The sequence below is a fragment of the Enterobacter sp. MF024 genome (assembly GCF_005843915.1).
Classification (GTDB): Bacteria; Pseudomonadota; Gammaproteobacteria; order Enterobacterales; family Enterobacteriaceae; genus Enterobacter; species Enterobacter barmai.
On sequence record NZ_VCBB01000017.1, the window covers coordinates 138,665 to 157,799 of the forward strand.

Annotated in this window: 16 protein-coding genes, 5 tRNA genes and 1 other RNA gene; 16 read left to right on the forward strand and 6 right to left on the reverse strand. The window is 56.2% G+C overall.

Annotated elements, in window-relative coordinates:
• The 3 genes from FFB58_RS20455 to FFB58_RS20465 form a co-directional block, all read right to left on the reverse strand.
• On the reverse strand, window positions 1–750 hold the full coding sequence (locus FFB58_RS20455) for a sugar phosphate isomerase/epimerase (protein ID WP_138370863.1): 750 nt from the start codon (window positions 748–750) through the stop codon (window positions 1–3).
• Window positions 751–852: 102 nt separating this feature from the next.
• Complete coding sequence (locus FFB58_RS20460) at window positions 853–1,869, reverse strand: LacI family DNA-binding transcriptional regulator (protein ID WP_039031137.1); 1,017 nt, start codon at window positions 1,867–1,869, stop codon at window positions 853–855.
• Between the two features lie 168 nt (window positions 1,870–2,037).
• A complete protein-coding gene (locus FFB58_RS20465; protein WP_039031136.1) occupies window positions 2,038–2,700 on the reverse strand; it encodes an OmpA family lipoprotein in 663 nt (220 codons plus the stop codon).
• 216 nt (window positions 2,701–2,916) lie between these two features.
• Here FFB58_RS20465 and FFB58_RS20470 point away from each other — a divergent pair, with 216 nt between their 5' ends.
• Window positions 2,917–5,196 carry a molybdopterin guanine dinucleotide-containing S/N-oxide reductase gene (locus tag FFB58_RS20470; RefSeq protein WP_286172806.1) on the forward strand — a complete coding sequence of 760 codons (2,280 nt, stop codon included), beginning with the start codon at window positions 2,917–2,919 and terminating at the stop codon, window positions 5,194–5,196.
• On the opposite strand, the gene FFB58_RS20475 is transcribed toward FFB58_RS20470, so the two are convergent.
• Window positions 5,159–5,605, reverse strand: a complete 447-nt coding sequence (locus tag FFB58_RS20475) for an N-acetyltransferase (RefSeq protein ID WP_039031134.1) — start codon at window positions 5,603–5,605, stop codon at window positions 5,159–5,161. The genes FFB58_RS20470 and FFB58_RS20475 overlap by 38 nt on opposite strands.
• Window positions 5,602–6,165, reverse strand: a complete 564-nt coding sequence (tag, locus tag FFB58_RS20480; RefSeq protein WP_138370865.1) for a DNA-3-methyladenine glycosylase I — start codon at window positions 6,163–6,165, stop codon at window positions 5,602–5,604. The genes FFB58_RS20475 and tag overlap by 4 nt, the downstream gene beginning before the upstream one ends.
• A 178-nt stretch (window positions 6,166–6,343) precedes the next feature.
• On the opposite strand from tag, the gene FFB58_RS20485 reads away from it, so the two are divergent.
• From FFB58_RS20485 to dppF, 10 genes are all read left to right on the forward strand, one after another.
• On the forward strand, window positions 6,344–7,048 hold the full coding sequence (locus tag FFB58_RS20485; protein ID WP_039031132.1) for an autotransporter domain-containing protein: 705 nt from the start codon (window positions 6,344–6,346) through the stop codon (window positions 7,046–7,048).
• Between the two features lie 205 nt (window positions 7,049–7,253).
• The gene (locus FFB58_RS20490; RefSeq protein WP_039031131.1) at window positions 7,254–8,456 is read left to right on the forward strand and encodes an MFS transporter; all 1,203 of its coding nucleotides are present in this window, start codon (window positions 7,254–7,256) and stop codon (window positions 8,454–8,456) included.
• 265 nt (window positions 8,457–8,721) lie between these two features.
• On the forward strand, window positions 8,722–10,413 hold the full coding sequence (gene eptB, locus FFB58_RS20495; protein ID WP_039031130.1) for a kdo(2)-lipid A phosphoethanolamine 7''-transferase: 1,692 nt from the start codon (window positions 8,722–8,724) through the stop codon (window positions 10,411–10,413).
• Between the two features lie 91 nt (window positions 10,414–10,504).
• Window positions 10,505–10,581: transfer RNA gene (locus tag FFB58_RS20500), tRNA-Pro, on the forward strand.
• 35 nt (window positions 10,582–10,616) lie between these two features.
• Window positions 10,617–10,748, forward strand: a non-coding RNA gene (locus tag FFB58_RS20505) — RtT sRNA.
• Between the two features lie 645 nt (window positions 10,749–11,393).
• Window positions 11,394–13,001 carry a dipeptide ABC transporter periplasmic-binding protein DppA gene (gene dppA / locus FFB58_RS20510; protein WP_039031129.1) on the forward strand — a complete coding sequence of 536 codons (1,608 nt, stop codon included), beginning with the start codon at window positions 11,394–11,396 and terminating at the stop codon, window positions 12,999–13,001.
• Window positions 13,002–13,178: 177 nt separating this feature from the next.
• Complete coding sequence (dppB, locus tag FFB58_RS20520; RefSeq protein ID WP_039031128.1) at window positions 13,179–14,198, forward strand: dipeptide ABC transporter permease DppB; 1,020 nt, start codon at window positions 13,179–13,181, stop codon at window positions 14,196–14,198.
• A 9-nt stretch (window positions 14,199–14,207) separates the two neighbouring features.
• Window positions 14,208–15,104, forward strand: coding sequence for a dipeptide ABC transporter permease DppC (dppC, locus tag FFB58_RS20525; protein WP_039031127.1), 897 nt, complete (start codon window positions 14,208–14,210; stop codon window positions 15,102–15,104).
• A gap of 10 nt (window positions 15,105–15,114) precedes the next feature.
• Window positions 15,115–16,098: a dipeptide ABC transporter ATP-binding protein gene (gene dppD, locus FFB58_RS20530; protein WP_039031126.1), complete on the forward strand. Its 984-nt coding sequence runs from the start codon at window positions 15,115–15,117 to the stop codon at window positions 16,096–16,098.
• Complete coding sequence (gene dppF / locus FFB58_RS20535) at window positions 16,095–17,108, forward strand: dipeptide ABC transporter ATP-binding subunit DppF (protein WP_039031125.1); 1,014 nt, start codon at window positions 16,095–16,097, stop codon at window positions 17,106–17,108. The genes dppD and dppF overlap by 4 nt, the downstream gene beginning before the upstream one ends.
• Before the next feature lie 50 nt (window positions 17,109–17,158).
• Here dppF and coaA read toward each other — a convergent pair whose 3' ends face one another.
• A complete protein-coding gene (coaA, locus tag FFB58_RS20540; protein WP_138370866.1) occupies window positions 17,159–18,109 on the reverse strand; it encodes a type I pantothenate kinase in 951 nt (316 codons plus the stop codon).
• A 337-nt stretch (window positions 18,110–18,446) separates the two neighbouring features.
• On the opposite strand from coaA, the gene FFB58_RS20545 reads away from it, so the two are divergent.
• From FFB58_RS20545 to FFB58_RS20565, 5 genes are all read left to right on the forward strand, one after another.
• Window positions 18,447–18,522: transfer RNA gene (locus tag FFB58_RS20545), tRNA-Thr, on the forward strand.
• Between the two features lie 8 nt (window positions 18,523–18,530).
• Window positions 18,531–18,615 (forward strand) — tRNA-Tyr (locus tag FFB58_RS20550).
• Window positions 18,616–18,732: 117 nt separating this feature from the next.
• Window positions 18,733–18,807: transfer RNA gene (locus FFB58_RS20555), tRNA-Gly, on the forward strand.
• A 6-nt stretch (window positions 18,808–18,813) separates the two neighbouring features.
• Window positions 18,814–18,889 (forward strand) — tRNA-Thr (locus FFB58_RS20560).
• Window positions 18,890–19,007: 118 nt separating this feature from the next.
• The coding region (locus FFB58_RS20565; protein WP_016197641.1) for a GTP-binding protein at window positions 19,008–19,135 on the forward strand (128 nt) is incomplete at its 3' end.

Genomic DNA, 19,135 nt, shown 5'->3' on the forward strand with positions numbered 1-19,135 from the left:
TTACTCCTCACGCAGCAAATTGACGTAGTGACGGGTGACAGCCGTCAGGTCTGGCCCTTCAAGAGGAAACTCGATCCCACGCGGCACATCGGCGGGGAGCTGCTCCAGCAGGGCCTGCCAGCGGGCGCTGTTGTTGTCCGGCGGCACGGCGCGATACTGCTGCTTATGCGGGACGGCGGCCTTAACGTGGATATAGCTCACCGCAGGAGCCAGATGCTTCGCGGCCTCTTCCGGGGATTCGCCCACCCACAGCCAGTTGCCCATATCAAATGTCAGCGTGACCGGGAGATTCATCACCCGGCAGGCCGCTTTGAAGCGCTGCATCGGCGCCAGCTGGCCGCAACGGGTCTGGTCGTTTTCTACCACCAGCGTCATGCCGGTCTCATCCAGCAGGGCACGAAGCGCGTCAAGCTGCTGCTTGTCGCTGAAGTTACCAAGGGAGACTTTCAGCCACAGGGCGTTGAGCGTCGCGGCTTCGGCAAGGTAGCGGGGCAGCATCGGGTTGAGAACGCCATCCTGGGTAAACAGGGCATCCGGGGCGGAATAGCAGGCCAGCAGGCCGAGCAGTTCAATGGATCCCGCAAGCGTGGGTAAGGATGCCAGCTCGGCATCGCTGAATAACTCCCGGCGGATCTCGACGCCGTCGGCGCCTGCCCCGGCGATCACGTGCAGCATGGCGCGCTGGCCCCCTGCTTCACGTACCTTGTCAGCGCCATAGGCGGCGGTGACGACAATAATTTTTCTGCCCATCGGCGGACTCCATCACGTAGCTGATACTCTTTACGCTAGATGGAACCGGTTCCAAAGAAAAGTTCAGTATGCTGGATTTATGATCGCCATCACGAAGGGGATTTAACGGGCCGTGGAGCCGCGGACGATCAGCTCCCCGGAAAAGACCTGCTCGCGGACGGCATCATCGGCACCGTTGATCCGGCGCACGACCTGCTCGACGGCGGCGAAGCCGATCTGCCAGGTAGGCTGTTTGAGGGTGGTAATGCCGACCCCGGCCAGCTCGGCCCACTCCAGCTCGTCAAAGCCCAGCAGACCGATATCGCTGCCCCAGTGCAGGCCAATGCGCTTGAGCGAGCGGGCAACCTGCAGCGTCAATGCGCCGTTGGCGGAGATGACCGCCTTGCGCATCCCGCGATGGCGGGTATGGAACTCACGCAGGGCGTTATCCAGCCGTTCGGCTTCATGGAGCGGGATTTCAACGTTCTCGGCGACCACGCCAGCATAGCGGGCGAGGGTGGCGCGAAATGCGCTCAGGCGTTCGCGGCGGGTATTGACCATTCCCAGCGGCTCGCTCAGGAACAGAATCGCTTCAAAGCCTTGTTCTATCAGGTGTTCGGTAGCGGTGGTCGCGGCCTGAGTATTATCCAGCCCGACCACATCGCAGGCGAAGTCCGGGATTTTGCGGTCAATCAGCACCATCGGCAGGGCGGACTGTTGCAGGCGGTTCAGCCCCTCTTCGCGCATTCCCACGGCGTTAACCACGATGCCCTCAACCTGATAGCTGCGCAGCAGATCGAGGTAGTGTAGCTCCTGGTCGAGCTCGTTGTTGGTGTTACATACCAGCGGGGTGAAGCCTTTTTCCCGGCAGGCGGCTTCGATGCCGCTGAGGACGTTAACAGAGTAGGGATTGGTAATGTCGGCGATGATAAGCCCGATCAGGCGGGTACGGCCACGCTTCAGGCCCCGGGCCATCAGGCTAGGGCGATAGTCGAGGTCGGCGATAGCCTGTTCAATGCGGGCCAGCAGCGCGTCGGAAAGCAGGTTTTTTTCGCCGTTGAGGTAACGGGAGATGCTGGTTTTACCGGTTTTCGCGGCTTTCGCTACGTCGCTGATGGTGGGCCGTGTTGATTTGCTCATCGCTGTTTCCTTGCCTTGGTTGAGCATACCTTAGCGCGAAAATGCCCGGTGGCGCTACGCTTACCGGGCCTGGGGTTTGTGCGGCCTGATGCCCTCACCCCGACCCTCTCCCACGGGGAGAGGGCGCAAACACTAAAAACGGCAAACAGGTTGCCGTTTTGCTTTTACCTACTGCACCGGACTTAAAGTGATCTCAACGCGGCGGTTCTGCGCTTTGCCTTCCGCCGTGCTGTTGCTGGCGATCGGATTCGCCGGGCCCATGCCGCTGGTGCGAATGCGGTTCACCGCCACGCCCTGGGTGATGAGCGAGCTGGCCACCGCGTCAGCACGCTGCTGGGAGAGACGCATGTTCAGATCCTGGCTGCCGGTGCTGTCGGTATAGCCCAGCACGTTCACCGCGGTTTTTTCGTACTCTTTCAGCACCATCGCCACGCCGGTCAGGGTGTTGGCACCCGCCGGTTTCAGCGTTGCGCTGCTGCTGTCGAAGGTGACGTTGTTTGGCATGTTCAGAATGATGTTATCGCCACTACGGGTCACGCTTACGCCGGTACCCTGCATTTTGTCGCGCAGCTTCGCTTCCTGCACGTCCATGTAATAACCCGCGCCGCCGCCCAGCGCTGCGCCTGCTGCGGCACCAATCAGGGCACCTTTGCCGCGATCTTTCTTCGAGGAGGAGAGCGCGCCAACACCTGCGCCCACCAGGGAACCGATGCCTGCGCCAATGCCTGATTTACCCGCTTCGCGTTCGCCGGTGTAAGGGTTGGTGGTGCAGCCTGAAACAACCAGGGCGCCGCTCACTACGGCGGCAATCATAAGTGCGCTTTTTTTCATCTTCTTTCCTTAAGCTTTTTTATTCTTTGCCACGACGGGCGTGGCGGTTGATTATGACGTCCAGTTACGGAGAAAATTCCGGGGATAACTCTTAAATTTGTGTCAAATCATAAACAGTCTCAATGAAGGCTGAGAAAACCTGCAACCGGCAATCCAGGAGCACACGCTGTGACCACTTCAACAAAAACCATTCTGACTGCAGCCCACTGGGGGCCCATGCTGGTCGAAACCGACGGCGACAGGGTGCTCTCTTCCCGTGGCGCGTTGCCGACAAAGCATCCCAATTCCCTGCAGACCGCGGTGCGCGACCAGGTGCACAGCAAAACACGCGTGCGCTGGCCAATGGTGCGTAAAGGCTTTCTCGCCTCGCCGGATAATCCACAGGGGGTGCGCGGACAGGATGAATTCGTGCGCGTCAGCTGGGACGAGGCGCTGACGCTTATCGATGCGCAGCATAAACGCATTCGCCAGAGCTATGGTCCATCGTCCATTTTCGCTGGTTCCTACGGCTGGCGCTCCAACGGCGTGCTGCACAAAGCGGCCACCCTGCTTCAGCGCTATATGAGCCTGGCGGGCGGCTATACCGGCCATCTGGGGGATTACTCAACCGGCGCGGCGCAGGCCATCATGCCGTATGTGGTGGGCGGCAACGAAGTCTATCAGCAGCAGACCAGCTGGCCGCTGGTGCTGGAGCACTCTGAGGTGGTGGTGCTGTGGAGCGCTAACCCGCTTAATACCCTCAAGATCGCGTGGAACGCCAGCGACGAGCAGGGAATACCTTACTTTGACGCGCTGCGTAAAAGCGGCAAGCGCCTGATCTGCATCGATCCGATGCGCTCCGAAACCATGGATTTCTTTGGCGACAGCGCCGAGTGGATCGCCCCGCACATGGGTACCGATGTGGCACTGATGCTCGGCATCGCCCATACGCTGGTGGAAAACGGCTGGCAGGATGAAGCCTTCCTGGCGCGCTGCACTTCCGGCTATGAAAAGTTTGCCGACTACCTGACCGGTGCGACAGACGGTATCGCCAAAACCGCCGAATGGGCTGCCGACATTTGCGGCGTTCCAGCCGATAAAATTCGTGAACTGGCGGCGTTGTTCCACCATAACACCACGATGCTGATGTCCGGCTGGGGCATGCAGCGCCAGCAGTTTGGCGAGCAGAAACACTGGATGCTGGTTACGCTTGCGGCAATGCTCGGCCAGATTGGTACGCCCGGCGGCGGCTTTGGGCTTTCGTATCACTTTGCCAACGGCGGTAACCCGACGCGTCGCGCGGCGGTGCTGGCCTCGATGCAGGGTTCGGTCAAGGGCGGTACCGACGCGGTGGATAAATTCCCGGTCGCCCGTATTGTTGAAGCCCTGGAAAATCCCGGCGGTTTTTATCAGCACAACGGTCTGGATCGCCATTTCCCGGATATTCGCTTTGTCTGGTGGGCGGGCGGCGCCAACTTTACTCACCATCAGGACACCAACCGCCTGATCCGCGCCTGGCAAAAACCGGAGCTGGTGGTCATCTCCGAGTGCTTCTGGACGGCGGCGGCGAAGCATGCCGATATCGTGCTGCCGGCCACCACCTCGTTTGAACGCAACGACATGACCATGACCGGCGACTACAGCAACCAGCATATGGTGCCGATGAAGCGGGTTGTGGCCCCGCGCGATGAGGCGCGTGACGATCTTGATGTGTTTGCCGAGCTGAGCGAGCGCTGGGAGCAGGGCGGCGGCGAGCGTTTCACCGAAGGCAAAACCGATCTGGAGTGGCTGGAGACGTTTTATGAGATTGCCGGGCAGCGCGGCGCGGCCCAGGGCGTGACTTTAGCGCCCTTTGCCGAATTCTGGGAAGCCAATGCCATCGTCGAAATGCCGGAATCCGAGGACAACGCGAAATTCGTGCGCTTCGCTGATTTCCGTCGCGATCCTGAAAGCCATCCGCTTAAAACCGAGAGCGGCAAACTCGTGATTTATTCAGATCGCATTGCCGGCTTCGGCTACGCCGACTGTCCGCCTCACCCGATGTGGCTGGAGCCGGACGAGTGGCATGGCAACGCCGAGCCGGGGCAACTGCAAATTCTTTCTGCCCACCCGGCGCACCGTCTGCACAGCCAGCTTAACTACTCTTCCCTGCGCGAGCAGTACGCGGTGGCCGGGCGCGAGCCGGTGACGCTGCACCCGGATGACGCGAAGGCGCGCGGCATTGCCGACGGCGACGTGGTACGCGTCTGGAACCATCGCGGCCAGGTGCTGGCAGGGGCGGTGGTCAGCGAAGGCATCAAACCGGGGGTGATCTGCATTCACCAGGGGGCATGGCCGGATCTGGATCCTGATAACGACGGGATTTGTAAGAACGGAGCGGTCAACGTGCTGACCAAAGATCTCCCCAGCTCGAAGCTGGGGAACGGCTGCGCGGGGAATACCGCGCTGGCGTGGCTGGAAAAATACCAGGGGCCGACGCTTACGCTGACGGCGTTTGATCCGCCTGCCAGCTCATAAGCCAGGTCGGGTGCTGGGTATCTTCCTGCCAGGCGCTGTCTTCGATGCGAAAGCCCTGAGCATGATAGAAATTCACCGCCCGATTGTTCTTCTGGTAGACCTCGAGGCTTAAATACGGGTAGCGCTGCTGAACATGGTTTATCAGCGCATGCCCGATGCCCTTGCCGGCCCAGGCGGGATCGACAAACAGCGCCCCGATGAACTTCGACTCCATCACGCTGATAAACCCGCGAAGCGCGCCTTCCTCTTCCCATACCCATGTCTCGGCCGAAGGCAGGTAAACTTCCCGCACCACCTCCTCGCTCTCTACCCAGTACTGCGCATCGATAAACGGATGGGCGACGGTGGTGCTCTCCAGCCAGAGCGTCAGCAGGGGCTCGACGTCGTCGCTGAGCCATTTGCGGATCATGTATGACCTCCCGGGTAGCAGTGGCAGGTGGTGACGTGATCGTTGACCAGCCCGCAGGCCTGCATAAAGGAGTAACAGATGGTGGTGCCAACGAACTTGAAGCCGCGTTTTTTCAGCGCCTTAGAGAGGGCGTCCGAGGCGGGCGTTGAGGTGGGGATCTCCGCCAGGGTTGCCGCCCGGGTCACCTGCGGGGTGTTATCAACAAAGGACCAGACAAAATCGGAGAACCGCTCGCCGTTCTCTTCCATCGCCAGATAAGCCCGGGCGTTGCCGATAATGGCTTCGATTTTACCCCGGTGGCGAATAATGCCCGCATCCAGCACTAACCTGTCGACATCGGCAGTTGTCATTCCGGCGACCAGAACCGGATCGAACTGGTGAAAGGCCTGACGATAATTTTCCCGCTTTTTAAGCACGGTGATCCAGGATAAACCGGCCTGCTGGCCCTCAAGACAGATCATCTCGAATAAATGTTTTCCGTCAGTTTCCGGCACTCCCCACTCTTTATCGTGATAGGCGATATAAAGCGGATCCTGGCTAACCCAGCCACAACGTTGCATCGGTTCTCTCCCTTTTGCTACTGAAATGACAAAAATTTCAATCGACCCGGCTTGACGTGTCATCTAAAGAGACAATAGTTAATACAGGCTGATACGCAACATCCCTCATGTCGCAACCAGGCCTCAATTACACAATCACAAATATCGCCGAATTCGGCTCTTCTCTGGAGTCGCTTTGATGATTATAAAAAAAATAAGTGGCCGCCATGCCGTTACCGGTCTGGTGAGTTTCCTCGCCTGTCTGCTGACAGGCAACACAGCAAACGCCTGGCAACAGGAATATATCGTTTCGGATACGAAAAGTAATACCACTGAGCGTTATACATGGGACGACGATCACCAACCGCGTTATGAGGACATTCTCAAAGAGCGAATTCTCTCTTCGCAGAATACGTCCGGTTTAGCGCTGAATTTGCCTGATGAATCGCCCGTGGAAGCGACCAGCTCCATGAGCGTGGGCTGGAGTATTCCCGTGGCCCGCCGTTTTACCACCGGACCGGTTGCCGCCTGGCACTATGACGGCTCCACGCCCAATATGTACAACGAGTTTGGCGATAGCGTGAACACGCAGTCGCTAATCGATCCGCTATGGCATGCCAGCGTCAGTACGCTCGGCTGGCGCGTTGATACGCGCGTGGGCGATCTGCGACCCTGGGCGCAAATCAGCTATAACCAGCAGTTCGGCGATAATCAGTGGAAAATGCAGTCCGGCCTGGGACGCCTGGCGCCGTCCACGCAATATGGTAACTGGATGGATGTCACCGTCGGGGCAGATATGCTGATCAACCCCTATATGGCGGCCTATGCTTCTATGTCGCAGGCCGAAAACATGACCACCGGCGAAGATTATCTTTATACTCTCGGCGTTAGCGCCAGGTTCTGAATTAAGCGCATAAGTGACCTGTGCAGCACCGGAAGTAAGCCTTCTCCGGTGCGGTTCAGACGGCAGTCCAGGTCATTCATTCCTGATTTTCGGCATTTCATTCCACGCCCTCTGCATTTCATGCCGTTTTACCCCTGGTAAGTTGGGGTTTTAGTTATCGTTGTCAGCAGTGAATTTCCCTTTCTTCTGCTGCAGGACAACTGCCATGAACACATCATCTTACAACCGCACCCGCTGGCTGACCCTTATCGGCACCATCGTGACCCAGTTTGCGCTGGGGTCGGTCTACACCTGGAGCCTGTTTAACAGTGCCCTCTCCGATAAACTCGATGCACCGGTCAGCCAGGTGGCTTTCTCCTTTGGCTTGCTGAGCCTGGGCCTGGCGCTCTCCTCGTCCGTTGCCGGTAAATTACAGGAACGCTTCGGCGTTAAGCGCGTCACCATGGCCTCCGGGATTTTACTGGGGGTTGGCTTCTTCCTGACCGCGCACTCCAGCAATCTGATGATGCTGTGGCTGAGCGCCGGGGTGCTGGTGGGGCTGGCGGATGGCGCGGGCTATCTGTTAACCCTGTCGAACTGTGTGAAATGGTTCCCGGAACGTAAAGGGCTGATCTCCGCCTTTGCCATTGGTTCTTACGGTCTTGGCAGCCTGGGCTTCAAATTTATCGACAGCCATTTGCTCGCCACCGTCGGCCTTGAAAAGACCTTTATGATCTGGGGCGCCATCGTGCTGGTGATGATCCTGTTCGGTGCCACCCTGATGAAAGATGCCCCGCAGCAGGAAGTGAAATCCGTTAACGGTGTGGTCGAGAACGACTTTACGCTGGCCCAGTCAATGCGTAAGCCGCAGTACTGGATGCTGGCAGTGATGTTCCTGACCGCCTGCATGAGTGGTCTGTATGTGATTGGCGTGGCGAAAGATATCGCCCAGGGGATGGTAAAACTGGACGCGGCAACTGCGGCCAACGCGGTAACCATTATCTCTATCGCCAACCTCTCTGGTCGCCTGGTGCTGGGGATCTTGTCTGATAAAATTGCCCGTATCCGCGTCATTACTATCGGCCAGGTGGTTTCGCTGGTGGGGATGGCGGCACTGCTTTTCGCCCCGCTCAACGAAGTGACCTTCTTTGCGGCTATTGCCTGCGTCGCGTTTAACTTCGGCGGCACCATCACCGTCTTCCCGTCGCTGGTAAGTGAGTTCTTCGGCCTTAATAACCTGGCGAAAAACTACGGCGTTATTTATTTAGGCTTTGGTATCGGCAGTATTTGCGGTTCGCTTATTGCTTCGCTGTTCGGCGGCTTCTATGTGACCTTCTGCGTAATATTCGCCCTGCTTATCCTTTCTCTGGCGCTTTCCACTACGATTCGCCAGCCGCAGCGCGAAATATTTAAACAAGCGCATGCCTGAGTAAAACCCCTCTAAGGGCCGGATATTCCGGCCTTTTTTTTCGCTGCACTCTGTAAAAAACAGGCCGGTGGTATGTCATCGGACTTGTTTTTTTGTAAATATTTGCAGGGATCACATTCTCTGCTGCCACTTTTTCTTTTCCCTGTGGTCTACTTACCGCGCTTACAGACGTTTCCTATAACGTACTCCCAGGCAATGAAATATGTTGTTCACTTTTTAACCAAGAGTGAGACGGCTCTACATTATCTTTTTCCAGGTTGCATTAATGAAATATATCAAAGCGATGACGCAACAAAAGCTCAGCTTTTTGCTCGCGTTGTACATCGGTCTGTTTATGAATGGCGCGGTTTTTTTCCGTCGGTTTGACGGTTATGCGCAAGACTTTACCGCCTGGAAAGGAATCGCTGCGGTCGTTGAACTGGTTGCCACTGTGCTGGTCACCTTCTTTTTACTGCGTTTGCTGTCGCTGTTTGGCCGCCGGATATGGCGCGTTCTCGCCACGCTGGTGGTGCTGTGCTCGGCGGGTGCCAGCTATTACATGACTTTTATGAACGTGGTGATCGGCTACGGCATTATTGCCTCGGTGATGACCACGGATATTGACCTCTCGAAAGAGGTGGTCGGTATCCACTTTGTTCTCTGGCTGGTTTGCGTCAGCATCCTGCCGCTGCTGCTTATCTGGAACAACCGCTGCCGCTATACGCTGTTGCGCCAGCTGCGTACCCCGGGACAGCGTATCAGAAGCGCCGCGGTGGTCGTCCTGGCGGGACTGATGGTCTGGGGACCTATCCGCCTGCTGGATTTACAGCAGAAGAACGTTGAACGTACCTCCGGCGTGGATATGCCGAGCTACGGCGGCGTGGTGGCGAACTCCTATCTGCCGTCCAACTGGATCTCCGCGCTGGGGTTATACGCCTGGGCGCAGGTGGACGAATCGTCCGACAACAAATCGCTGATGAACCCGGCGAAGAAATTTACCTATCAGGCGCCTGCGGATATTGATGACACCTATGTGATCTTCATTATTGGTGAAACCACGCGCTGGGATCATATGGGTATGCTGGGCTATGAGCGGGATACCACACCGAAGCTGGCGCAGGAGAAAAACCTCGTCGCCTTCCGCGGTTACTCCTGCGATACCGCGACCAAGCTCTCGCTGCGCTGCATGTTCGTGCGTGAGGGTGGGGCAAGCGATAATCCACAGCGTACGTTGAAAGAGCAGAATGTCTTCGCGGTGCTGCGCCAGCTGGGCTTTAGCTCCGACCTCTACGCGATGCAAAGCGAGATGTGGTTCTACAGCAACACCATGGCCAACAACATTGCCTATCGTGAGCAGATTGGCGCTGAGCCGCGTAACCGCGGTAAGAGCGTGGACGATATGCTGCTGATCGACGAGATGCAGCGCTCCCTGCAGGGCAACCAGGACGGTAAGCATATGATCATCCTGCATACCAAAGGGTCGCACTTTAACTATACCCAGCGTTATCCGCGCAGCTTTGCGAAATGGACGCCGGAGTGTAAGGGCGTGGATAAAGACTGCAGCAAACAGCAGCTGATCAACTCCTATGACAACTCGGTGACCTATGTGGATCACTTTATCGACAGCGTGATTGACCAGGTGCGTGATAAGAAAGCCATTGTCTTCTACGCCGCCGATCACGGTGAGTCGATTAACGAGAAAGAGCACCTGCACGGTACGCCGCGCAAGATGGCGCCGCCGGAGCAGTTCCGCGTCCCGATGATGGTGTGGATGTCTGACAAGTATCTGGAGAACCCGGAGAAAGCCAAAATGTTTGCCCACCTCAAAGAGCAGGCGGATATGAAAGTGGCGCGTCGTCATGTGGAGCTGTATGACACCATTCTCGGTTGCCTCGGTTATACCTCGCCAGACGGTGGGATTAACGAGAATAACAACTGGTGTAAAGTGCCGGACAGCGCTGCGAAAGCCGCGAAGTAACGGGCCTGGCGACTTTATAGCCGATCGAATGGCTTTTTCAGAATAAGGGATTGACGGGGTTGCAGCGTAGCAGTAAGATGCGCTCCGCATTCGGCGAGTAGCGCAGCTTGGTAGCGCAACTGGTTTGGGACCAGTGGGTCGGAGGTTCGAATCCTCTCTCGCCGACCACATTCGAAACCCCTGCTCTTTGAGCAGGGGTTTTTTTCATCTGAAAGTTATGAGGATGAGGACCTCCGGGGCAGGAGGTTCGACTCGAGCGAAGCGAGAGAACGTTGCTTCAGCAACGGCCCGAAGGGCGAGTCACGAAGTGACGAGTTATCCTCTCTCGCCGACCACATTTGAAAACCCCGCTCTTTGAGCGGGGTTTTTCGCATTTAGCATCCGCAGAAATCTGTCGCATTAAAGCCTTATCCTTCCAGACTTACTAAAATGCGGCCAACCTCTCGTTCCCCCTGCCTGCTAACGTTTTTGTGACATATTCCATTGTATTTTTTTATATATGGAATGATCTTTTTTCGCGTTGCTTATACATAACCTCAGCATTTTCCCCTGTGCGTTTTAACGTTCACGGCATTTAGTGCGCAGATAATCGCCATTCTGTAAGAAAATTTACGCGGGTTGAATAAATGTTAATCACTGGTTGTAGGAGAATGCGCAGAGAGTTGTGCTGCATCATGGCGGGTAGCATAAATTTCCCTGCTGAAAATACGCCCCGGTAGTTTTTTTAATCTTTGTTTGCCGATTCTCACACTTAGCGTAAATCCCCGTCACCTGTATTGACGTTTTCACATTCTGTTGACAGATTGTAGGGCACGAGGGGCAATTCAGGGAGGATCTGCGCTGCAACTCAGTCGCTCTTCTGAAAGGAATCTCCATCCCTTATAACGCCTTAGGGCAGCACCGACCGGACCGGGTAAAAAACAAATTAAAGGTCAGGCGGAGTAACACAACAAAAAACATCACATTGGAGCAGAATAACAATGAGTATTTCCTTGAAGAAGTCAGGGATGCTGAAGCTTGGTCTGAGCCTGGTAGCCATGACTGTCGCAGCAAGCGTACAGGCAAAAACCCTGGTCTACTGTTCTGAAGGCTCGCCGGAAGGCTTTAACCCACAGCTCTTTACCTCTGGTACAACGTACGATGCAAGCTCTGTACCTATCTATAACCGTCTGGTTGAATTCAAAACCGGTACCACGGAAGTTATTCCGGGTCTGGCAGAGAAGTGGGAAGTCAGCGAAGACGGCAAAACCTATACCTTCCACCTGCGCCAGGGCGTGAAGTGGCAGGACAGCAAAGAATTCAAACCTACGCGCGATCTGAATGCAGACGACGTGGTGTTCTCCTTCGACCGCCAGAAAAATGCCCAGAACCCGTACCACAAAGTCTCCGGCGGCAGCTATGAGTACTTCGAAGGTATGGGTCTGCCGGATCTGATCAGCGAAATCAAAAAAGTGGACGACAAAACCGTTCAGTTCGTGCTGACCCGTCCGGAAGCGCCATTCCTGGCTGACCTGGCCATGGACTTCGCCTCTATTCTCTCTAAAGAGTATGCGGACAACATGCTGAAAGCCGGCACCCCGGAAAAAGTTGACCTGAACCCAATCGGTACCGGTCCGTTCCAACTGCTGCAGTACCAGAAAGACTCCCGCATCCTGTACAAAGCGTTCGAAGGCTACTGGGGCACCAAGCCGCAGATCGACCGTCTGGTCTTCTCCATCACGCCTGACGCCTCCGTGCGTTACGCCAAGCTGCAGAAGAACGAATGCCAGGTTATGCCGTACCCGAACCCGGCTGACATCGCGCGCATGAAGCAGGACAAAAACATCAACCTGCTGGAGCAGGCGGGTCTGAACGTTGGCTATCTCTCCTTCAACACCGAGAAGAAACCGTTTGATGACGTGAAAGTGCGTCAGGCGCTGACCTACGCGGTGAACAAAGAAGCGATCATTAAAGCCGTTTACCAGGGCGCTGGCGTTGCTGCCAAGAACCTGATCCCACCAACCATGTGGGGCTATAACGACGACGTTAAGGATTACACCTATGACGTTGAGAAAGCGAAAGCGCTGCTGAAAGAAGCAGGCCAGGATAAAGGCTTCACTGTTGAGCTGTGGGCAATGCCAGTTCAGCGTCCATACAACCCGAACGCTCGCCGTATGGCCGAGATGGTTCAGGCTGACTGGGCTAAGATCGGCGTCCAGGCCAAGATCGTGACCTACGAGTGGGGCGAGTACCTGAAGCGTGCTAAAGCCGGTGAACACCAGGCTGTGATGATGGGCTGGACCGGTGACAACGGGGATCCGGATAACTTCTTCGCAACCCTGTTCAGCTGCGCCGCGGCGAAAGACGGTTCTAACTACTCTCGCTGGTGCTACAAGCCGTTTGAAGACCTGATTCAGCCGGCACGTGCTGCAGAAGATCACAACAAGCGTATCGAGCTGTACAAACAGGCTCAGGTTGTGATGCATGACCAGGCTCCGGCGCTGATCGTGGCTCACTCCACCGTATATGAGCCAGTGCGTAAAGAAGTTAAAGGCTACGTGGTTGACCCACTGGGTAAACACCACTTCGAAAACGTCTCTGTTGAATAATTAAAAGCAACGCCAGGCGGCGCCGCGCTTGCACTGGCCTACGGCATGTAGGCCGGGTAAGCGTAGCGCCACCCGGCAGCAGTGCTTTATTCCCTCTCTGAAAGGGGAGGGAATAAGATTTGTGAGCAATACAGACGTCACGCCTTCCGGCGAGCGTCATTAGAGAGAATCCGGGTTATGTTGCAGTTCATCCTCCGACGTCTGGGACTTGTTATCCCCACGTTTATCGGTATCACCCTTCTCACCTTCGCTTTTGTCCATATGATCCCCGGTGACCCGGTAATGATTATGGCGGGCGAGCGTGGCATTTCTCCTGAACGTCATGCACAGCTGTTGGCCGAACTGGGGCTGGATAAGCCGATGTGGCAGCAGTATCTCCACTATATCTGGGGTGTGATGCATGGTGATTTAGGTATCTCGCTGAAAAGCCGTCTTCCGGTGTGGGAAGAGTTCGTACCACGATTTAAAGCGACGCTGGAACTCGGTGTCTGCGCCATGATTTTTGCCGTCGCCGTGGGTATCCCGGTGGGCGTGCTGGCTGCGGTAAAACGTGGCTCTATCTTCGATCACACCGCCGTTGGCCTGGCGCTGACCGGTTACTCCATGCCTATCTTCTGGTGGGGCATGATGCTGATCATGCTGGTATCGGTGCAGTTGAACCTGACTCCGGTCTCAGGGCGCGTCAGCGATATGGTCTTCCTTGATGACACCAACCCGCTGACCGGCTTTATGCTGATCGACACGGCTATCTGGGGCGAAGAGGGCAACTTTATTGATGCGCTGGCGCACATGATCCTGCCTGCGATGGTGCTCGGGACAATCCCGCTGGCGGTTATCGTGCGTATGACCCGTTCGTCGATGCTGGAAGTGCTGGGCGAGGACTACATCCGGACGGCCCGCGCCAAAGGGCTGACCCGCATGCGCGTGATTATCGTCCATGCGCTGCGTAACGCCATGCTGCCGGTGGTAACGGTTATCGGCCTGCAGGTGGGTACGCTGCTGGCAGGGGCGATCCTGACCGAAACTATTTTCTCCTGGCCGGGCCTGGGTCGCTGGCTGATTGACGCACTGCAGCGCCGTGACTATCCGGTTGTGCAGGGCGGTGTGCTGCTGGTGGCGACGATGATTATCCTCGTTAACCTGCTGGTCGATTTGCTGTACGGCGTGGTGAACCCGCGTATTCGTCATAAGAAGTAAGGGGCCATCATGTCACAAGTTACTGCAAATAAAGCTGCACCGGTGCCAATGACGCCGCTGCAGGAGTTCTGGCACTACTTCAAGCGCAACAAAGGCGCAGTGGTGGGGCTGGTTTACGTTTCCATCATGATCCTGATTGCGGTGTTTGCGAACGTGCTGGCGCCGTATAACCCGGCGGATCAGTTCCGCGACGTGCTGCTGGCCCCGCCAGCCTGGCAGGAGGGTGGAACATTTGCCCACCTGCTGGGGACCGATGACGTGGGCCGCGACGTGCTCTCCCGTCTGATGTACGGTGCACGTTTGTCACTGCTGGTTGGCTGTCTGGTGGTGGTACTCTCGCTGATCCTCGGCGTGGTGCTGGGCCTGATCGCCGGTTACTTTGGCGGCCTGATTGATAACACCATTATGCGTATCGTCGACATCATGCTGGCCCTGCCAAGCCTGCTGCTGGCGCTGGTGCTGGTGGCGATCTTCGGCCCGTCAATCGGCAACGCCGCGCTCGCCCTGACGTTCGTTGCGCTCCCACACTACGTGCGATTAACCCGTGCGGCGGTGCTGGTGGAAGTGAACCGCGACTACGTCACCGCCTCTCGCGTGGCGGGTGCCGGTGCGATGCGTCAGATGTTCGTCAACATTCTTCCTAACTGCCTTGCGCCGCTGATTGTCCAGGCGTCGCTCGGTTTCTCTAACGCCATTCTCGATATGGCCGCTCTTGGCTTCCTTGGCATGGGTGCGCAGCCGCCAACACCGGAGTGGGGCACCATGCTCTCCGACGTGTTGCAGTTCGCGCAAAGCGCCTGGTGGGTCGTGACCTTCCCGGGTCTGGCGATCCTGCTGACGGTGCTGGCATTTAACCTGATGGGTGACGGTCTGCGTGATGCACTTGATCCCAAACTGAAGCAGTAAGAGGCACGAGATGGCGTTATTAAATGTAGATAAATTATCGGTGCACTTCGGTGACGTAGGCTCCGAGTTTCGCGCCGTAGACCGTGTTAGCTACAGCGTAAATCAGGGTGAAGTGGTCGGCATTGTAGGTGAGTCTGGTTCCGGTAAGTCGGTGAGCTCACTGGCTATCATGGGACTGATTGATTTTCCCGGCCGCGTGATGGCGGAAAACCTGGAATTTAACGGTCAGGATCTGAAGCGCATTTCTGAAAAAGAGCGCCGCAACCTGGTCGGCGCCGAAGTGGCGATGATCTTCCAGGACCCGATGACCAGCCTTAACCCGTGCTACACCGTCGGTTTCCAGATCATGGAAGCGATCAAGGTGCATCAGGGCGGTAACAAGAAAACCCGTCGCCAGCGGGCGATCGACCTGCTGAACCAGGTGGGTATTCCTGACCCGGCCTCGCGTCTGGATGTCTATCCGCACCAGCTCTCCGGCGGGATGAGCCAGCGTGTGATGATCGCCATGGCGATCGCCTGCCGTCCAAAACTGCTGATTGCCGATGAACCGACAACCGCGCTGGACGTGACCATTCAGGCACAGATCATCGAGCTGCTGCTGGAGTTACAGCAGAAAGAGAACATGGCGCTGATCCTGATCACCCATGACCTGGCGTTAGTGGCCGAAGCGGCGCATAAAATCATCGTGATGTATGCCGGGCAAGTAGTGGAAACCGGCAGTTCGCACGATATCTTCCGCGCGCCGCGTCATCCTTATACTCAGGCGCTGCTGCGTGCCTTGCCGGAGTTTGCCCAGGATAAGGCGCGTCTGGCGTCACTGCCGGGCGTGGTACCGGGGAAATACGACCGCCCGACCGGCTGTCTGCTGAACCCGCGTTGCCCGTATGCCACGGACAAATGCCGCACCGATGAGCCGGATCTCTATACGCTCAGCGACGGTCGTCAGTCTAAATGTCACTACCCACTCGATGATGCCGGGAGGCCCACACTATGAGTACGCAAGAGGCCACCATGCAACAGCCGCTGTTGCAGGCTATCGATCTGAAAAAACACTATCCGGTGAAGAAGGGGATGTTTGCCCCTGAGCGCCTGGTGAAAGCGCTGGATGGCGTCTCCTTTACCCTCGAGCGCGGTAAAACGCTGGCGGTGGTGGGGGAGTCCGGCTGTGGGAAATCCACGCTGGGCCGTCTGCTGACCATGATTGAAACCCCGACCGGGGGCGAGCTTTACTATCAGGGGCAGGATCTGCTCAAGCACGATCCTAACGCGCAGAAACTGCGTCGCCAGAAAATCCAGATTGTGTTCCAGAACCCGTATGGTTCGCTGAACCCGCGTAAAAAGGTGGGGCAGATTCTGGAGGAGCCACTGCAGATCAACTCTACGCTGAGCAAAGAGCAGCGTCGCGAGAAGGCGCTGGCGATGATGGCCAAGGTGGGGCTCAAGACCGAGCACTACGATCGCTATCCGCATATGTTCTCCGGCGGCCAGCGTCAGCGTATCGCTATTGCCCGTGGTCTGATGCTCGACCCGGACGTGGTGATCGCCGATGAACCGGTCTCCGCGCTGGACGTATCCGTTCGTGCGCAGGTGCTGAACCTGATGATGGATCTGCAGCAGGATTTAGGTCTGTCGTACGTCTTCATCTCTCACGACCTGTCGGTGGTGGAACACATTGCGGATGAAGTGATGGTGATGTATCTGGGCCGCTGCGTGGAGAAGGGAACCAAGGATCAGATCTTTAATAACCCGCGCCATCCGTATACGCAGGCGTTGCTCTCTGCGACTCCGCGTCTGAACCCGGATGAACGTCGGGAGCGTATTAAGCTGACCGGCGAGCTGCCAAGCCCGCTTAATCCGCCGCCGGGTTGTGCCTTCAACGCACGCTGCCGTCGTCGCTTTGGGCCGTGCACCCAGCTGCAACCGCAGTTAAAAGACTACGGCGGACAACTGGTGGCCTGCTTTGCGGTCGACCAGGACGAAAACGGCGAGAAGCCTCAGGCTTAAGTCATAAAAAAAACCGGCGAATTCGCCGGTTTTTTATTGGATGCGCGACACTATTTTCGTAATCGGATCTGGTCGACAGCGTGCTTTTCACTTTTGGTGAGGATCAGGCTGGCGCGCTCACGCGTCGGGAGAATGTTCTCTTTCAGGTTCACGTAGTTGATCTCATTCCACAGTGCGGTCGCCACATTAACAGCCTCTTCTTTTGAGAGCTGGGCGTAGTTGTGGAAATAAGAGTCAGGATCGGTGAACGCCCCTTCGCGGAACTTCAGGAAGCGGTTGATGTACCAGTTTTGCAATAAGTCTTCCGGGGCATCGACATAAATAGAGAAGTCGACAAAGTCAGAGACAAAGACATGATGTGGGTCATGAGGGTAGTCCATCCCGCTTTGCAGAACATTCAACCCTTCCAGAATCAGAATGTCCGGCTGCACCACCGTTTTGTCCCCGTCCGGGATGCGGTCGTAGATCAGATGCGAATAGACCGGAGCCGTAACGTTCGGCGCGCCGGATTTCAAATCTGAAACGAATTTCACCAGACGATGCATATCATAAGAGAGCGGGAAGCCTTTCTTCTTCATCAGGCCGCGTTCTTTTAACACTTCGTTGGGGTGCAGGAAGCCGTCGGTGGTGATCAGCTCAACGCTGCGATGCTCCGGCCAGCGGCTCAGCAGCGCCTGCAGCACGCGCGCGGTGGTGCTTTTACCCACGGCCACGCTGCCGGCGATACTGATGATATAAGGAATGCGCTGCCCGTTAGTCCCGAGGAACTGCTCCAGGACGGCCTGTCGACGAAGGTTGGAACTGATATAGAAATTCAGCAAACGCGACAGAGGCAAATAAATTTCGGCGACTTCTTCAAGCGACAGGTCTTCGTTTATCCCTTTTAACCGTGCGATTTCGCCTTCCGTTAAGGTCATCGGGACGGAATCACGCAGAGCAGCCCACTGGCTGCGGCTAAACTGGAGATAAGGCGTCATTAACATTTGCTCTTTTTTGCTCATAAGCATGCTTGAGTGAGGCGTCTCATCCCACAACAGAGGCTAGCCATGCGGGGTATGGCGCATCACATAATAGTTAATTTTGGACAATGGGCAGGAGGGTAACACCAGATGAGCCGAATAATAAGAAAAAATATGGCTCCATGTTACGTTAAGCGGGAATCGTCACAGACCGGGTTTGGGCCCCTTTCACGGCAGTATATGGTGAATATTTGCGCGTGCTTGCCTGAAAATACAGCGTTATTCTCTCTTCTCGCACAAAATGTGAGCGAAAGAACAATTTATGCAAATTTTTAGTTGCATGACTGCCCATGTCTCCATAGAATGCGCGCTACTTGATGCCGACTTAGCTCAGTAGGTAGAGCAACTGACTTGTAATCAGTAGGTCACCAGTTCGATTCCGGTAGTCGGCACCATCAAGTCCGGTGGGGTTCCCGAGCGGCCAAAGGGAGCAGACTGTAAATCTGCCGTCACAGACTTCGAAGGTTCGAATCCTTCCCCCACCACCACTTTCTGGCAGCGTTAACGCCGCCGGAGTTGGTTGAAAAAATTAACCAGCTCGAACTTAAAAAGAGAGAAATCTCTTTTTTTGTTACAGAAAGAACTGGGTAGCCGAGTTTCAGGATGCGGGCATCGTATAATGGCTATTACCTCAGCCTTCCAAGCTGATGATGCGGGTTCGATTCCCGCTGCCCGCTCCAATACGTGCTGATATGGCTCAGTTGGTAGAGCGCACCCTTGGTAAGGGTGAGGTCCCCAGTTCGACTCTGGGTATCAGCACCACTTCACTTCTCCCTCCCGTTTCTCTCTGTTTCAATTTAAATGTATTCAACAGTTCAGGCATTTCGCCTGGTTGATGTGGTGATATCACCGATTTATCCGTGTCTTAGAGGGACAATCGATGTCTAAAGAAAAGTTTGAACGTACAAAACCGCACGTTAACGTCGGTACTATCGGCCACGTTGACCATGGTAAAACAACGCTGACCGCTGCAATCACTACCGTTCTGGCAAAAACCTACGGTGGTTC

Bases quoted from the DNA above. Each gene is read 5' to 3' on its own strand.
- dppD (WP_039031126.1), top strand. From the start codon at position 15,115: ATGGCGTTATTAAATGTAGATAAATTATCGGTGCACTTCGGTGACGTA.
- dppA (WP_039031129.1), top strand. From the start codon at position 11,394: ATGAGTATTTCCTTGAAGAAGTCAGGGATGCTGAAGCTTGGTCTGAGC.
- FFB58_RS20470 (WP_286172806.1), top strand. From the start codon at position 2,917: ATGCTGGTCGAAACCGACGGCGACAGGGTGCTCTCTTCCCGTGGCGCG.
- tag (WP_138370865.1), bottom strand. From the start codon at position 6,165: ATGCAACGTTGTGGCTGGGTTAGCCAGGATCCGCTTTATATCGCCTAT.
- FFB58_RS20455 (WP_138370863.1), bottom strand. From the start codon at position 750: ATGGGCAGAAAAATTATTGTCGTCACCGCCGCCTATGGCGCTGACAAG.
- eptB (WP_039031130.1), top strand. From the start codon at position 8,722: ATGAAATATATCAAAGCGATGACGCAACAAAAGCTCAGCTTTTTGCTC.
- coaA (WP_138370866.1), bottom strand. From the start codon at position 18,109: ATGAGCAAAAAAGAGCAAATGTTAATGACGCCTTATCTCCAGTTTAGC.
- dppC (WP_039031127.1), top strand. From the start codon at position 14,208: ATGTCACAAGTTACTGCAAATAAAGCTGCACCGGTGCCAATGACGCCG.
- FFB58_RS20475 (WP_039031134.1), bottom strand. From the start codon at position 5,605: ATGATCCGCAAATGGCTCAGCGACGACGTCGAGCCCCTGCTGACGCTC.
- dppB (WP_039031128.1), top strand. From the start codon at position 13,179: ATGTTGCAGTTCATCCTCCGACGTCTGGGACTTGTTATCCCCACGTTT.
- dppF (WP_039031125.1), top strand. From the start codon at position 16,095: ATGAGTACGCAAGAGGCCACCATGCAACAGCCGCTGTTGCAGGCTATC.
- FFB58_RS20465 (WP_039031136.1), bottom strand. From the start codon at position 2,700: ATGAAAAAAAGCGCACTTATGATTGCCGCCGTAGTGAGCGGCGCCCTG.
- FFB58_RS20490 (WP_039031131.1), top strand. From the start codon at position 7,254: ATGAACACATCATCTTACAACCGCACCCGCTGGCTGACCCTTATCGGC.
- FFB58_RS20460 (WP_039031137.1), bottom strand. From the start codon at position 1,869: ATGAGCAAATCAACACGGCCCACCATCAGCGACGTAGCGAAAGCCGCG.
- FFB58_RS20485 (WP_039031132.1), top strand. From the start codon at position 6,344: ATGATTATAAAAAAAATAAGTGGCCGCCATGCCGTTACCGGTCTGGTG.